Annotated in this window: 14 protein-coding genes; 9 read left to right on the top strand and 5 right to left on the bottom strand. The window is 68.9% G+C overall.

The genetic code is table 11. The annotated features are described in order from the left end of the window. Window positions 1-2 precede the first annotated feature (2 nt). A complete protein-coding gene (locus AC1DR1_RS11020) occupies window positions 3-629 on the top strand; it encodes a rhomboid family intramembrane serine protease (protein WP_229992878.1) in 627 nt (208 codons plus the stop codon). A gap of 156 nt (window positions 630-785) precedes the next feature. Here the strand turns inward: AC1DR1_RS11020 and greA are convergent, their stop codons facing one another. Then, window positions 786-1,280, bottom strand: a complete 495-nt coding sequence (gene greA / locus AC1DR1_RS11015) for a transcription elongation factor GreA (protein ID WP_476992579.1) — start codon at window positions 1,278-1,280, stop codon at window positions 786-788. A gap of 207 nt (window positions 1,281-1,487) precedes the next feature. Further along, entirely contained in the window at window positions 1,488-1,940 is a 453-nt protein-coding gene (locus AC1DR1_RS11010; protein WP_229992876.1) for a DUF4307 domain-containing protein, read from the bottom strand. Window positions 1,941-2,048: 108 nt separating this feature from the next. Between AC1DR1_RS11010 and mca the strand changes: the two genes are divergently transcribed. From mca to AC1DR1_RS10990, 4 genes are all read left to right on the top strand, one after another. Then, window positions 2,049-2,954, top strand: coding sequence for a mycothiol conjugate amidase Mca (mca, locus tag AC1DR1_RS11005; RefSeq protein ID WP_476992578.1), 906 nt, complete (start codon window positions 2,049-2,051; stop codon window positions 2,952-2,954). 90 nt (window positions 2,955-3,044) lie between these two features. Then, window positions 3,045-3,410, top strand: coding sequence for a hypothetical protein (locus tag AC1DR1_RS11000; RefSeq protein WP_229995685.1), 366 nt, complete (start codon window positions 3,045-3,047; stop codon window positions 3,408-3,410). Next, on the top strand, window positions 3,388-5,604 hold the full coding sequence (locus AC1DR1_RS10995; RefSeq protein WP_476992577.1) for a thioredoxin domain-containing protein: 2,217 nt from the start codon (window positions 3,388-3,390) through the stop codon (window positions 5,602-5,604). The genes AC1DR1_RS11000 and AC1DR1_RS10995 overlap by 23 nt, the downstream gene beginning before the upstream one ends. Continuing rightward, window positions 5,601-6,266: an HAD family hydrolase gene (locus tag AC1DR1_RS10990; RefSeq protein WP_229995687.1), complete on the top strand. Its 666-nt coding sequence runs from the start codon at window positions 5,601-5,603 to the stop codon at window positions 6,264-6,266. Before AC1DR1_RS10995 ends, AC1DR1_RS10990 begins: the two co-directional genes overlap by 4 nt. Window positions 6,267-6,422: 156 nt before the next feature. Here the strand turns inward: AC1DR1_RS10990 and trhA are convergent, their stop codons facing one another. Further along, window positions 6,423-7,139, bottom strand: coding sequence for a PAQR family membrane homeostasis protein TrhA (gene trhA, locus AC1DR1_RS10985; RefSeq protein ID WP_229995688.1), 717 nt, complete (start codon window positions 7,137-7,139; stop codon window positions 6,423-6,425). 154 nt (window positions 7,140-7,293) lie between these two features. On the opposite strand from trhA, the gene AC1DR1_RS10980 reads away from it, so the two are divergent. Next, on the top strand, window positions 7,294-8,055 hold the full coding sequence (locus tag AC1DR1_RS10980; RefSeq protein WP_229995699.1) for an isoprenyl transferase: 762 nt from the start codon (window positions 7,294-7,296) through the stop codon (window positions 8,053-8,055). 233 nt (window positions 8,056-8,288) lie between these two features. Beyond that, a complete protein-coding gene (locus tag AC1DR1_RS10975) occupies window positions 8,289-9,728 on the top strand; it encodes a PhoH family protein (RefSeq protein ID WP_229995689.1) in 1,440 nt (479 codons plus the stop codon). A gap of 436 nt (window positions 9,729-10,164) precedes the next feature. On the opposite strand, the gene AC1DR1_RS10970 is transcribed toward AC1DR1_RS10975, so the two are convergent. After that, the gene (locus AC1DR1_RS10970) at window positions 10,165-10,815 is read right to left on the bottom strand and encodes a GNAT family N-acetyltransferase (protein ID WP_476992576.1); all 651 of its coding nucleotides are present in this window, start codon (window positions 10,813-10,815) and stop codon (window positions 10,165-10,167) included. 48 nt (window positions 10,816-10,863) lie between these two features. After that, entirely contained in the window at window positions 10,864-11,688 is an 825-nt protein-coding gene (locus AC1DR1_RS10965) for a hypothetical protein (RefSeq protein ID WP_476992575.1), read from the bottom strand. A 58-nt stretch (window positions 11,689-11,746) separates the two neighbouring features. Here AC1DR1_RS10965 and AC1DR1_RS10960 point away from each other — a divergent pair, with 58 nt between their 5' ends. Together AC1DR1_RS10960 and AC1DR1_RS10955 are read left to right on the top strand one after the other, a co-directional pair. After that, window positions 11,747-12,304 (top strand): prepilin peptidase, encoded by a 558-nt coding sequence (locus tag AC1DR1_RS10960; protein WP_229995692.1) that lies wholly within the window; start codon window positions 11,747-11,749, stop codon window positions 12,302-12,304. An 11-nt stretch (window positions 12,305-12,315) separates the two neighbouring features. After that, window positions 12,316-12,786, top strand: coding sequence for an NUDIX hydrolase (locus tag AC1DR1_RS10955; RefSeq protein WP_476992574.1), 471 nt, complete (start codon window positions 12,316-12,318; stop codon window positions 12,784-12,786). Window positions 12,787-12,922: the final 136 nt, after the last annotated feature.

Below are 12,922 nucleotides of genomic sequence, written 5' to 3'. Positions count from 1 at the left end.
CCATGGTGACAGACGGGTCCCCGGGACGGCCGCCGGGAGTGGGGGACAATGCCGCGGCACGGGCCCGCCGGGGTCTGCTGGTGGTCGGTTCCTTCGTGGTGCTGCTCTACCTGATCGAGATCGTCAACACCGCGCTGTTCCACTCCCTGAACCGCACGTTCGGGCTGCGGCCGCGCAGCCTGGACGGGTTCCTGGACATCCTGACGTTTCCGCTGCTGCACTCCAGCCTTGCCCACCTGATGTCCAACACGCTCCCGCTGATTATCTTCGGGTTCCTCGTGTTCCTCTCCGGGCGGCGGGTGTTCATCACCGCCCTGGCCGCCAGCTGGCTGGCGTCCGGGCTCGCGGTGTGGCTCATCGGCGGCGCCAGCATCACGGTCGGTGCCTCCGGCCTGGTGTTCGGACTCTTCGCGTTCCTCCTGGTCCGCGGCTTCATCAACCGGAACTGGTGGCAGATCGTGCTGTCCGTGGTGCTGTTCATGGCCTACGGCGGCATCCTGTTCGGCGTCCTGCCCACCGTGGCCAGTTTTATCTCGTGGCAGGCCCACCTGGGCGGCGCGATCGGCGGCGTCGCGGCCGCACTGCTGCTGAGCACCCGGCGCCCGGGGGCGCTGCCCGCCGGACGCTGACAACCCGGGGGAGACCCTGCACCCTCGCGCCAGGCTGTCGCGCCAGGCTGACCCGCCAAAACAGGCGGAAAACACGACGCCGGCCGCCCCGCGAAGGGGAGACCGGCGTCGCTGTTTCGTGAAAGTGTTCCGTCACGGACGGAACGTGTTGCGGTGTCAGCCGGCGTACGGCTTGGCGGACATGATCTCCACCGTGATGTCCTTGCCGTTCGGGGCGGTGTAGCTGAGCTTGTCGCCCTCCTTGTGGCCGACGATGGCCGCGCCGAGGGGGGACTTCTCGCTGAAGACATCCAGGTCCGAGTCGCCGGCGATCTCGCGGGAGCCGAGGAGGAAGGTTTCCTCGTCGCCTGCGATCTTGGCCACGACGATCATGCCGGGCTCGACGATGCCGTCGTCGGCCGGTGCCTCGCCGACGTGGGCGTCCCGGAGAAGGGCCGTGAGCTGGCGGATGCGGGCCTCGATCTTGYCCTGCTCCTCTTTGGCAGCGTGGTAGCCGCCGTTCTCCTTGAGGTCGCCCTCCTGGCGCGCAGCTTCGATCTTCTGGACGATTTCTGCCCGGCCGGGGCCGGAAAGGTTGTCCAGCTCTGCCTTCAGGCGGTCAAAAGCTTCCTGGGTAAGCCAAGCCGCAGTTGCGCTGTTGGTGGTAGACACGGACTTCTCCTTTGGGTGGTCATACAAGCAAAGACCCCGCCACGGTGGCCACTTTTATGACGCAGTAACCAGCTCAGCGGGGGAAAGGTATTGATCCATTGTAGTCAATGCTGTGGATAAACCAAAGAGCACAGCGGCGTGGGTCACACCGTGTTACAGGCCGCTTCAGCCGGCTTCAGTCTACGTGCGGCCGGCGCTTGCCGCGGTCTACTTCCCGGCGTCGGGAATCCAGCAGCTGTCCACGACACCGGAGACCGCCTGGGATTCCGTGCGCAATTGGGTGCGGTGGGCGGTGGTGCGACCGCCGTCGGTGCCGACGTCCGCCGCGTTCGGCCCGATGTCCACGACCTTCCAGCCGACGATCGCGAACTTGGAGTCCATGGCCTTGACGGCGCATTTCGCATCCGCAGCGGGGTCCTTGGTGACCTGGAAGTCGATTTCCGTCAGCGTGGCGTCGGGGGTGCTGTAGCCGACATCCTTGAAGCTGACACTATCGGTGGCGGCCGAGGTCGATACCCAGGCCAGGAAGGCGACGCCCACGGCAAGGGCGGCGATCAGGATGTTGCGTTTGGCCTTGCGGGTCAGCGCGCGCTTTTGGCCGCCGTATCGATTGGCTAGGCTGGTAGGTGCCGGCGCGGCAGGCTGATCCTCGGAAGTCACCAGTCCAGTTTAGTGTGGATCGGACCGGGATTTTTCCGTGGCGGCTGGCCGCACAGATCAAGCCGCACTCCAACAGAGCAGAACAGCAGAAAGAGGAGCCGTCCCACGATGACAGCATCCCCCAGCCCGTCAGCACCGCTTCGCCTGCTGGCGGTCCATGCTCATCCCGACGACGAATCCAGCAAGGGTGCCGCCACGATGGCGATGTACGCCGCCGCCGGTGTGGACGTCATGGTGGCCACATGCACCGACGGCTCCCGCGGCGACATCCAGAACCCCGCGATGGAGGGACAGCCGCACCCCAAACGCGACATGGCCGGGGCGCGCCGGCTCGAGATGGACGCCGCCGCGGAGGTCCTCGGCATCCGGCAGCGCTGGCTCGGATTCGTCGATTCCGGGCTGCCGGAGGGCGACCCCCTGCCGGCCCTGCCGCCCGGGTGCTTCGCCCTGCAGCCGCTGGAGCGGGCGACCGCGCCGCTGATCCGGCTGGTCCGGGACTTCAAGCCGCACGTGATCCTCAGCTACGACGAGAACGGCGGCTACCCGCACCCGGACCACATCATGGCGCACCGGGTGGCCGTCGAGGCCTTCGCCGCCGCCGGTGATCCGGCCCGGTACCCGGGCATCGGGGAACCCTGGGAGCCCAGCAAGCTCTACTATGATCGTGCCTTCAGCCCGGACCGCTTCCGCGCCCTCCACTCTGCGCTGGAAGAGGCCGGCCTGCAGTCGCCGTATGCGGAGCGGCTGGCCGCCTGGCTGGAAGCGGACGCGGAAGGGCACACCCCGCCGCCGCCGACGCACCCCACCACCACCCAGATCGAGTGCGGGGACTTCTTCGAAGCCCGCGACGACGCGCTCCGCTCCCACCGCACCCAGGTGGACCCGGAAGGATTCTTCTTCGCGGTCTCCGCGGCCATGCAGCGCAAGGCCTGGCCGTGGGAGGACTACTCCCTGATCGAGTCCAGGATCCCGGCGGAACTGACAGAAACGGACCTCTTCGCCGGGCTAAGATAGAGACGAAAGGGCTCTTCTATCCCGCGTAGAAAAGACGCGGTAGAAAAGGCGCCGTAGAAAAGACACCAGTTTCCACAGAAGGTTTTCACCGTGCACTCCTTGCTCATCGCTCTGGCAACAACCCCGGCGCCGACCCCAACGCCGTCGCTGCGCCCGGGCCTGTCCGAGGACCAGGTCACCCCGGGTCTGCTGGGCTTCCTGCTGACCGCCTTCATCGTGGTGTTGACCGCGCTGCTGATCGTTGACATGGTGCGGCGTATCCGCCGGGTCCGCTACCGTGCCCAGGTGGAGGCCGAGCGGGCGGCCGCCGAGGAAGCATCCGGGGAAGCAGGGGCCCCGGGCGGCGTGTTCCCTGCCGACGGCGCCGCCTTCCGCGCTGACGGCACGGCGTTGCCCGCCGACGGCGGGGTTTCCCGGCCGGAAGTCAACGGCGATGCGGGACCCGGAAACCGCTGACGGCGGTTCCCCCAACCCGCTGTCCGGGGCCTCGAATGCCCTGGCGGCGGAACCCTCTGCGTACCTGCGCCAGCACGCTGGCAACCCAGTGCACTGGCAGCCGTTCGGTGACGCGGCCTTCGCCGCAGCGACCGCCCGGGACGTGCCGGTGTTCCTCTCAATCGGCTACGCGGCCTGCCACTGGTGCCACGTCATGGCGCATGAATCCTTCGAGGACCAAGGCACCGCCGACTACCTGAACGCCCACTTCGTCTCCATCAAGGTGGACCGCGAGGAGCGCCCCGACGTCGACGCCGTCTACATGGCCGCCACGCAGGCGATCAGCGGCGAGGGCGGCTGGCCGATGTCCGTTTTCCTCCTGCCCGATGGCCGGGCCTTCCATGCCGGGACCTACTTCCCGCCCCGGCCCATGCCGGGCCGTCCGTCCTTCCGGCAGGTCCTTGAGGCCGTGAGCGAGGCCTGGACGGAACGCCGCGGCGCCGTCGAGGCCAACGCAGCCACCCTGGCGCGCGGCATCGCCGCGTCCCAACCGGCCGCCGCCCTGCGCCTTGACGGGCCGCCCGAGCCCCTGGACGCCGCGCTCCTGGGCGTTGCCGTTGCCTCCCTGTCCGGCTCCGAGGACGAGGCCTATGGCGGTTTTGGCGGGGCGCCGAAGTTCCCGCCCGCGGCCGTGCTCGAATTCCTGATCCGGCACGCCGCGGTGCCCTCGACAGCCGCGGCCCCGGACACCGCCGCCGCGGCCCGTGACATGGCCGGGCGGACCCTTGCGGCCATGTCCCGCTCGGCGTTGTTCGACCAGCTCGACGGCGGCTTCGCCCGCTATTCGGTGACCCGCGACTGGTCCGTTCCACATTTCGAGAAGATGCTCTACGACAACGCCCAGTTGCTGCGCGTCTATGCCCACTGGGTCCGGCTGGGCGGCACGCCCGAGTACCCGGCGGCCGAGGCCGCAAGGATCGCCGGGCACACCGCCGACTGGCTCCTGGCCCGCCTCGGGCTGACGCCTGATCCTGCAACAGGCCCCGCGACGGGCCCTGCAACGGACCCGGACGCGGGGGTCGTGGCCCTGGCGTCGTCCCTGGACGCCGATACGGTCGTCGACGGCGTGCACGCCGAGGGGGYCAGCTACCTGTGGACCCCCGAGGAGCTCAAGGCGCTCCTGGGACCGGCCGACGGCGCCGCCGTGGCGGCCCTCATGAACGTCCGCACGCCCGGAAGCGTGAGCGCCGACGGTTCGCCGCTGCATCCGGGCCGGGCGGTAACCGGCGGGGACGCCGCGCTATGGCAGCGGGCGGGGCCGCTGCTGGCGCAGGCGCGCAACGGACGGCCCCAGCCCGGCCGGGATGACAAGGTGGTGGCCGGCTGGAACGGGCTCGCCGTCGCGGCCCTCGCCGACGCCGGTGCCGTCCTGGCCCGTCCTGAGCTTGTGGACGCCGCGGAACGGATCGCGGACTACCTTGAACGCGTGCACTGGCGGCCGGCGGACGGCCCCGGCAGGCTCATGCGCGTTTCCCACGACGGGGCGGCGCGCGGAATCGGCGGCTTGCTGGAGGACTACGCCTTCTGCGCCGAGGGGCTGTTCGCGCTCTATGGGGTTACCGGGCACACCCGCTGGTATGAGCTGGCCGAGGCCATCCTGGAGGCTGCCTGCGGGCGGTTCGCAGCCGACGGCAGCCTGAGGGACGCGGCCGGGGAGTCGGTGCAGGTCACGGCCGCCCAGGGCGGCCGGGACGGTCTGGAGCTGTTCGACAGTGCCACCCCCAGCGGCGCCGCCGCACTGGCCGGTGCCCTGCTGACCCACTCGGCCCTGTCCGGCTCTTCCGAACACCGCACCCTGGCGGCCAACATCCTCGCCCTGCTGCTGCCTCCGCTCGCGGTCCGGGCGCCCCGCGCTGCCGGCTGGCTGCTCGCGACCGCCCAGGCCGCCCTCGCCGGTCCGGTCGAGGCCGCCGTCGCCGGGCCGGACATCCCGGATCGGGCCGCGCTGCACCGGGAGCTGCTGCTCTCGGCCAGCCCCGGGCTGGTGATCGCGGTCCAGGACGACGGCGCCGCCCGGCCAGTGCCGCTGCTGCGGGGCCGCGGCGCGGGTCCGGACGGTGGCCCACAGGTGTTCCTGTGCCGTGGCATGGTCTGTGACCTACCGACGGGTTCGGTCGAAGAGATGCGCGAGCGGCTGGCTAGGATGTCCTCATGACTGGTCCGGACGGTTTTGAGCTGGTGGTGTTCGATTGCGACGGGGTGCTGGTTGATTCCGAGGTGATCGCCATCCGGGTGGACCAGCGCGTGCTGGCAGATCTTGGCTGGGACCTGGAACTCGAGGAAATCGTGGAACGGTTCGTCGGAAAGTCCGAGGCGCACTTTGTCGCCGCGGTTGAACAACAGCTCGGTGTCCGGCTGGCCGACGGCTGGGACCAGGACTACGGGCGCTGGTACCAGGAGGCGTTTGAGCGCGACCTCGAAGCGGTCGACGGCATCGAGGAGGCACTGGACCGGCTGTCCCTGCCGCATTGTGTGGCCTCCAGCGGCAGCCACGACAAGATGCACCGGACCCTTGGCAAGACCGGGCTGCTGCCCCGCTTCCAGGGCCGCATTTACAGCGCCACGGAGGTCGCCAACGGCAAACCGGCCCCGGACCTGTTCCTCCACGCCGCCGCAAGCCTCAACACCGCGCCCGGACGCTGCGCCGTCGTCGAGGACAGTGCCTACGGCGTCCAGGCCGCCCGGGCGGCCGGAATGCACGTTTTCGCGTACGCCGGGGGTGTCACGCCGGCCGCGCGCCTGGCCGGTCCCGGGACCACCGTCTTTTCAGACATGCGGCGTCTCCCCGAGCTCATCGCGGCAGGGCGGCACGGCTGAGCCGGCCCTCGACGCTGAAATTCCCCACCTTTGAAGTCGGCGCCCGGCGTGTCGGGCCGAACCGCCGGTGAGCCGCGGCGTCCCTGCCTCAAAGGTGGGGAGAATCCGCGGGGTGCCGAGAGCCAGTGGCAGTCCTGAGCCCAAGGCCCGGCGGAGTCAGCCCAGGACCGCGATGGCAATGGCGATGTAGTGCGCGGCGAAGGCAAAGACCGTCAGGGCATGGAAGAGTTCGTGGAAGCCGAAGTGCTCGTAACTGAAGTTTGGTTTCTTCAGCGCATAGAAGACAGCCCCGGTGATGTACAGGACGCCGCCGACGCAGATCAGCACCGCCGAGGCAACATTGGCGGCGAAGAAGTCCGGAAGATAGAACAGCGACCCGCAGCCCAGCGCGATGTAGATCGGCACGTAGAGCCACCGCGGGGCGTCGGTCCACAGCAGGCGGAACAGCACGCCGAGGATGGCACCGGACCAGATGACCCACAACAGCACTTCGGCCTTCTGCCGGTCCAGCAGGGCCCAGGCGAGCGGCGTGTAGCTTCCGGCGATCACCAGCATGATGTTCGTGTGGTCCAGCCGCTTCAGGACGATCTTCACGCGCGGTGACCAGTTCCCGCGGTGATAGACGGCGCTGACGCCGAACAGCAGGACCCCGGTGACGGCATAGACGGCGCAGGCGACCTTCAGGTCCGGCGGCGCCAGGATCACCAGCACCAGCCCGGCGGCCAGCGCCAGCGGAGCGGTCACGGTGTGGATCCAGCCTCGCCATTTGGGCTTGATCATCAGCAGTTCGGCAAGTCTCACCGCGGCGTCGTCCACCGGGGTTCCCCGTTTCGGCGGAGGCTCCGGCCGGGGCTCAAGACTGTTGCTTTCCATGCCGCAATAATAACCTACGCCCTAGTAAGTTACCGGCGAGTAACAAACACTCCGGGGCTGCCTGGTGGCGGACCTGCACCCGGCAAGGCCCGCCGGCAGGTAGCCTAGGATGTGCACTGAACAAGTACCTCAAGGAAGCCAGGTGAACCTCCGGATGGAAATGCCCGGGCTCCTCTACGGCTTTTACGAGCGCAAACTGCAGCGCTCCCTCGACCCGGAGCGGATCCCCCGCCACGTCGGCGTCATGGTCGACGGGAACCGGCGCTGGGCCCGCCAGTTCAACGCCCCCACAAGCCAGGGACACCAGGCCGGCGCGGACAAGATCCACGAATTCCTCGGCTGGTGCCAGGAGTTGGGCATCAAGGTGGTCACCTTGTACATGCTCTCCACGGACAACATGAACCGCTCCGGCGAGGAACTCGACCTCCTGATGGGTATCATCGCCAACACCCTGGACCGGCTGGACGAGGACGCCAACATTTCGGTGCACGCCATGGGCGCCCCCGAACTGCTGCCGGACTATCTCGCCGAGCGGTTGAACAAGCTCACGGCGCGCACGCCCGCGCACGAAAGGCTGCACGTCAATGTCGCCGTCGGCTACGGCGGACGGCGGGAGATTGTCGACGCCGTCCGGGAACTGCTGCACGACGCCGTCGCCCGGGGTGCGGACATCGGAAAACTGGCCGACGATCTCACCGTGGATGACATCTCCCGCTTCCTCTACACTCGGGGCCAGCCGGATCCTGAGCTGGTGATCCGGACCTCCGGGGAACAGCGGCTGTCCGGGTTCCTCATGTGGCAAAGCGCGTACAGTGAGTTCTACTTCTGCGAGGCCTTGTGGCCGGCGTTCCGCAAGGTTGATTTCCTGCGCGCCCTGCGCGATTACGCCGGCAGGCAGCGCCGCTTCGGCGCCTGAGCCGTTCACGCGGAGTTCACAAGAAAGCAACAAGAATCGCCGGAAAATAATCGGACAAAACCACTCCCGGAGACGTACGTTAATCCCATCGGCGGGCAATTCGCCGGCCGATCGGGGAGGCCAGTACATGGAGCGGATTTTCGCACCGGGTGTATGGGAGGCCGCGTCCGGCCTCCAGGCCGAGCCGCCTCACCAATAACAATTCCGGGCATTGCCCCGGGGCTGGAGTCGATGTGGCTATTTCTGAGCAACTGCCCGACGTCATTTCCGATCAGGGACAGAAAGCTACCTCTCGCGCCAAGCGAGCCACCTCAAAGACCGGTGCAGCAGATTCCGCTGCGGCCGGTCTTGCTGTTTCCGGGGAAGGAACAGGGAGCCGGGGCACGGCCCGCAGTTTCGTGATCGACACCTCCGTGCTGCTCTCCGATCCGCGGGCCCTCCTGCGCTTCGCCGAGCATGAGGTCATCCTGCCGATTGTCGTCATCACCGAGCTCGAAGGAAAGCGCCACGACCCGGAGCTGGGTTACTTCGCGCGCAAGGCGCTCCGGCTGCTCGATGACCTGCGGCTCGAGCACGGCGGCCTGGACCGTCCCATCCCGCTTGGCCCCGACGGCGGCACGCTCATGGTGGAGCTGAACCACATCTCCGCCGAGGTGCTGCCCGCCGGCTTCCGCGGGGTGGATAATGACAGCCGCATCCTCGCGGTGGCCAAGAACCTGGCCAACGAGGGCCGCGACGTGACGGTGGTGTCCAAGGACCTGCCGATGCGCGTCAAGGCCTCCGCGATGGGGCTGCTGGCCGACGAATACCGCAATGAACTCGTCAAGGACTCCGGCTGGACCGGCGTCGCGGAGCTGGACGCGGGTGAGGACGAGGTTGCGACCCTCTACGGGCACGAGCCGGTTTTCATCCCGGCCGCGGCCGAGATGCCGACCAACACCGGGCTGGTCCTGCTTTCCAGCCGCGGCTCGGCCCTCGGGCGGGTAGGGGCGGACAAGCAGGTCCGGCTCGTCAAGGGCGACCGCGACGTCTTCGGGCTCCACGGCCGCTCGGCCGAGCAGCGGCTGGCGATCGACCTCCTGATGGACCCGTCGGTCGGCATCGTGTCCCTCGGCGGCCGCGCCGGCACGGGCAAGTCCGCGCTGGCCCTGTGCGCCGGGCTCGAAGCCGTCCTGGAGCGCCGGGAACACCGCAAGGTGATCGTCTTCCGGCCCCTGTACGCGGTGGGCGGCCAGGAGCTGGGCTACCTGCCCGGATCCGAAGCGGAAAAGATGAACCCCTGGGCGCAGGCCGTCTTTGACACCCTGGGCGCGCTGGTCAGCCAGGAGGTCGTGGAGGAAGTGATGGACCGGGGCATGCTTGAGGTCATGCCGCTGACCCACATCCGCGGACGCTCGCTGCACGACGCGTTCGTGATCGTCGACGAGGCGCAGTCGCTGGAGAAGAATGTGCTGCTGACGGTGATGAGCCGGATCGGGCAGAACTCGAAGATTGTCCTCACGCACGACGTCGCCCAGCGGGACAACCTGCGGGTCGGACGGCACGACGGCGTGGCGGCCGTCGTCGAGACGCTGAAAGGGCACCCGCTGTTCGGCCACATCACGCTCACCCGCTCGGAGCGTTCGCCGATCGCGGCACTGGTGACGGAGCTGCTGGAGGGGGCAGAGATCTAAGCCCGTTCCGGTTTGGGGCCGTGGTCCGGTTTTGCCGGGCCACGGCCCTTCGCCGTTGTTGGGTTGCCGGGGTTGGCTGCCGGGCCACGGCCTTTCGCCGTCGCTTAGACACGTCGCATGGGACCCGCTGCGGTCGCTGGGCGACCTCCGGGGCCCGATGCGCCGCGATGCGCTCCTCTACGAAAGACCGCGTCCCGGCACTTCTTTCGCTGTTGGCTGGCTGCCTTCTCGCGAGGGTGACCTTAGCGGGGCTGCGGTGTCCCGCTAAGGAGCGCATCGCCGACCAAAGCGAAGCGAAGGTCGCCCAGCGACCGCAGCGTAGCGACGGGAGGTGTCTAAGCGACGGCGGGTTGCCGCGGGCCCGGCAAACCCAACCACGGCAACACAGCGACGGGAGGTGTCTAAGCGACGGCGGGTCGCCGCGGGCCCGATTGGGCTATTTCTTGATGCCCAGGTACTTCGCTGTGGCGTCGTGGCCCTGTACCTGCAGCTGCCAGTCCGGGCGTTTGAAGGTGGCGGGGGTGAGGCGGACGTTTTGGACCTCCTGGGCCTTGCCGCCCCACACGGCGCGGGTGACGCCGTTGAGCTCGTAGCCGAGGGTACGTGAGACGCCCAGGGACTGCTGGTTCCAGGCGGCGGCCTCGGATTCCGCCACTTCTGCGCCGAGCCAGTCGAAGGCATAGAGGGCGACGGCGGCCCGCATCTCCTTGCCGAGGCCGCGGCCTTGGGCGCTCTGGCGGAGCCAGGAGCCCGTGGTGACCGTCTTCCGCGTGGCGAAGTCCTTGGCCGCGATGTCCTGGCAGCCAATGAACTCGCCGTCGCGCCAGATGCCGAGCAGCAGGGTCCAATCCCGCGGGCTCATGCTGCCGCGGCACCGCCAGTACCACTGCGCCATGTTGGTTCCGAGCTCGTTGGGCGGGGCTTCGGTCCAGGGGTTGCTGAACGGGTTCCGGCCCGGCTCGTGAACGCCGCTCAGGGCGGCCTCGACCGCGGCCGGAATTTCCTCGTCGCGGATGGGGCGCAGCTCCAGGTGCGGCGTGGTCAGGGTCAGGCCGAAAGGGGGCCAGTAGTCGGCAGGTCCAGTCATCGCAGGAAGCCTAACGGTGCCGGCGGCCGGATGCCAGTCACAGGCCGGCTATTCCGCGGGAACGTCCCAGCTGATGTGGCGACGGACGTCGGTGAGGTTCATCGATTCGGCGAGGAACAGGTCATCGAGCATGTATTCGTCCACGCCCAGGATCCTGAGCCAGTGGCCGTAGCCGGCCGGCCCGTCGCCGGCTCCCGGCTCGTCCAGCCAGCGGCTCGCAACGCAGACGCCCGTGCCGGCGTCGATCCTCAGCAGCGTGCGTCCGGGCCGGCAGAGCGGGGCAGCGGGATCGGCTGGGCGGTACGAGGGGTTCGGGCTGACCGTGGTTTCCAGGGCGGGCCGGCCCTCGTGGTCAACCTCCGTGATGGGGCCAAGCTCCACGGCGTTGGCGTTGGGGAACTCCAGCGGGACAGGGGAGTTGCCTGCGAGCTCCACCGGGTCCAGGGCTGCGGCGAACCGGCCGTTCCCGAAGGACGGCTCGCCGTAGGCTGCCTCCGGGCGGCGGCGCACCAGGCCGTCGTCGTCGTACACCGGGGTGACCAGATGCGGCGGCAGGAGCCAGGTCTTCCTCGTGGAACTGACATAGAAGCCGCCGCGTGAATCGTTGATGCCGGTGGTGCTGGCGATCACCAGCCCGTCGGCGGTCTCCAGCCGCAAGGCGCCGGGCCTGCGCAGCCACGCCCTGATGAGGCCGTCGGGCACGGCCGCAGGGGAGCTTGCGGAACTCGTGAGCGGCCGGTCCAGGTACTCGAACCTCAGTGACTGCCACTTCCAGGGCGAGGACCGGCACAGGTGCCGGAAGGCCGCAGCCGGATTCGCCGGGCCGCGGGGCGCGAGCGGCCCGCGCCCGTTCCTGCTGTCCCATGCGGCCATATCCACAGTTTACGCGCGGGGACCGCCAGGCCGGACGAATATCCAGTAGCATCCGAGAGTGATCGAACGACTCGGCACCCTGGGCGCCGCCAACCCGCTGGCCTTCTGGCTTGCCCTGGCCGCGTGCGCCTATTTCTTTGTGATGGCCATCCGGCTCACCGTCATCGACGTCCGGCACCACCTGCTCCCGGACAGGATTGTGTTTCCGTCCTATGCGATCGCCGGAGTCCTCCTGCTGGGCGCGGCCGCCAGCCAGCTGCTTCCCGGCGGCCAGGACGTTGCCGGCACGGCGGACGCCGGAGTGTTCGGTGTGCCGGGGCTGCGTGTCCTCGCCGGCGGGGCGGCCCTCTGGCTCTTCTACTTCCTCCTGCACGCGGTGTATCCGCCGGGAATGGGATTCGGCGACGTGAAGCTCGCAGGCGTCCTGGGAATGTACCTGGGATTCCTGGGCTGGGGGCACGTCATGGCCGGGACCTTTGCCGCGTTCGTCCTCGGCGGGCTGTGGAGCCTCGGAATACTCGCGGCGCGGCGCGGCAATTTGCAGTCGGCCATTCCCTTCGGGCCGTTCATGCTGGCCGGCACGGCGGCCGCCATGCTGCTGATTCCGGCCAGTTAGGCCGACACGGCATGGCCACCCCGGATTTCATCCTGAAACTGCGCGAGAAGATCGGACACGAGGCCCTCTGGCTGCCCGGCGTCAGGGCAGTGGTGTTCGACGACGCCGGCCGGGTCCTGCTCGGCCAGCGCGCCGATAACCGGCAATGGGGCCTGATCACCGGGATCCTGGAACCGGGCGAGGACCCCGCGCCGGGCCTGCTGCGGGAGATCCTCGAAGAGACCGGCGTGGTGGCCGCGGTGCAACGGCTGGTGTCGGTGGATTCTGTGGGTCCGGTCCGCTATCCCAACGGCGACGTGTGCCAGTTCCTGACCCTGGTGTTCCGCTGCCGTTTAGTCTCGGGAGAGGCCAGGGTCAACGACGACGAATCCCTCGACGTCGGATGGTTCCATCCGGAGGACTTCCCGGAGCTCATGCCCGGGCATCTGGAGATGATCCGGCGGGCCGCCGACCCCGCCGGCGACGTCCACTACCGCCGCTGACCCCACGCCGGGCTGCCGGCCCTGACCGGCCCGGCACGCAGCAGGGGCGCCGCAACCCCCAAAGATTGCGGCGCCCCTGGCTGGCGCTGGCCGGTACCCGCTGGCGGGCGCCGGCGGGCGGGCCGAAACCGGACCG

The sequence above is a fragment of the Arthrobacter sp. P4_F10 genome (assembly GCF_056401435.1).
This window is presented reverse-complemented; position numbering and strand designations above follow the sequence as displayed.

Coding starts and splice junctions, on each gene's coding strand:
- AC1DR1_RS11020 (WP_229992878.1), top strand. CDS start 3: ATGGTGACAGACGGGTCCCCGGGACGGCCGCCGGGAGTGGGGGACAAT.
- mca (WP_476992578.1), top strand. CDS start 2,049: ATGACAGCATCCCCCAGCCCGTCAGCACCGCTTCGCCTGCTGGCGGTC.
- AC1DR1_RS10990 (WP_229995687.1), top strand. CDS start 5,601: ATGACTGGTCCGGACGGTTTTGAGCTGGTGGTGTTCGATTGCGACGGG.
- trhA (WP_229995688.1), bottom strand. CDS start 7,139: ATGGAAAGCAACAGTCTTGAGCCCCGGCCGGAGCCTCCGCCGAAACGG.
- AC1DR1_RS10980 (WP_229995699.1), top strand. CDS start 7,294: ATGGAAATGCCCGGGCTCCTCTACGGCTTTTACGAGCGCAAACTGCAG.
- AC1DR1_RS10970 (WP_476992576.1), bottom strand. CDS start 10,815: ATGACTGGACCTGCCGACTACTGGCCCCCTTTCGGCCTGACCCTGACC.
- AC1DR1_RS10965 (WP_476992575.1), bottom strand. CDS start 11,688: ATGGCCGCATGGGACAGCAGGAACGGGCGCGGGCCGCTCGCGCCCCGC.
- AC1DR1_RS10955 (WP_476992574.1), top strand. CDS start 12,316: ATGGCCACCCCGGATTTCATCCTGAAACTGCGCGAGAAGATCGGACAC.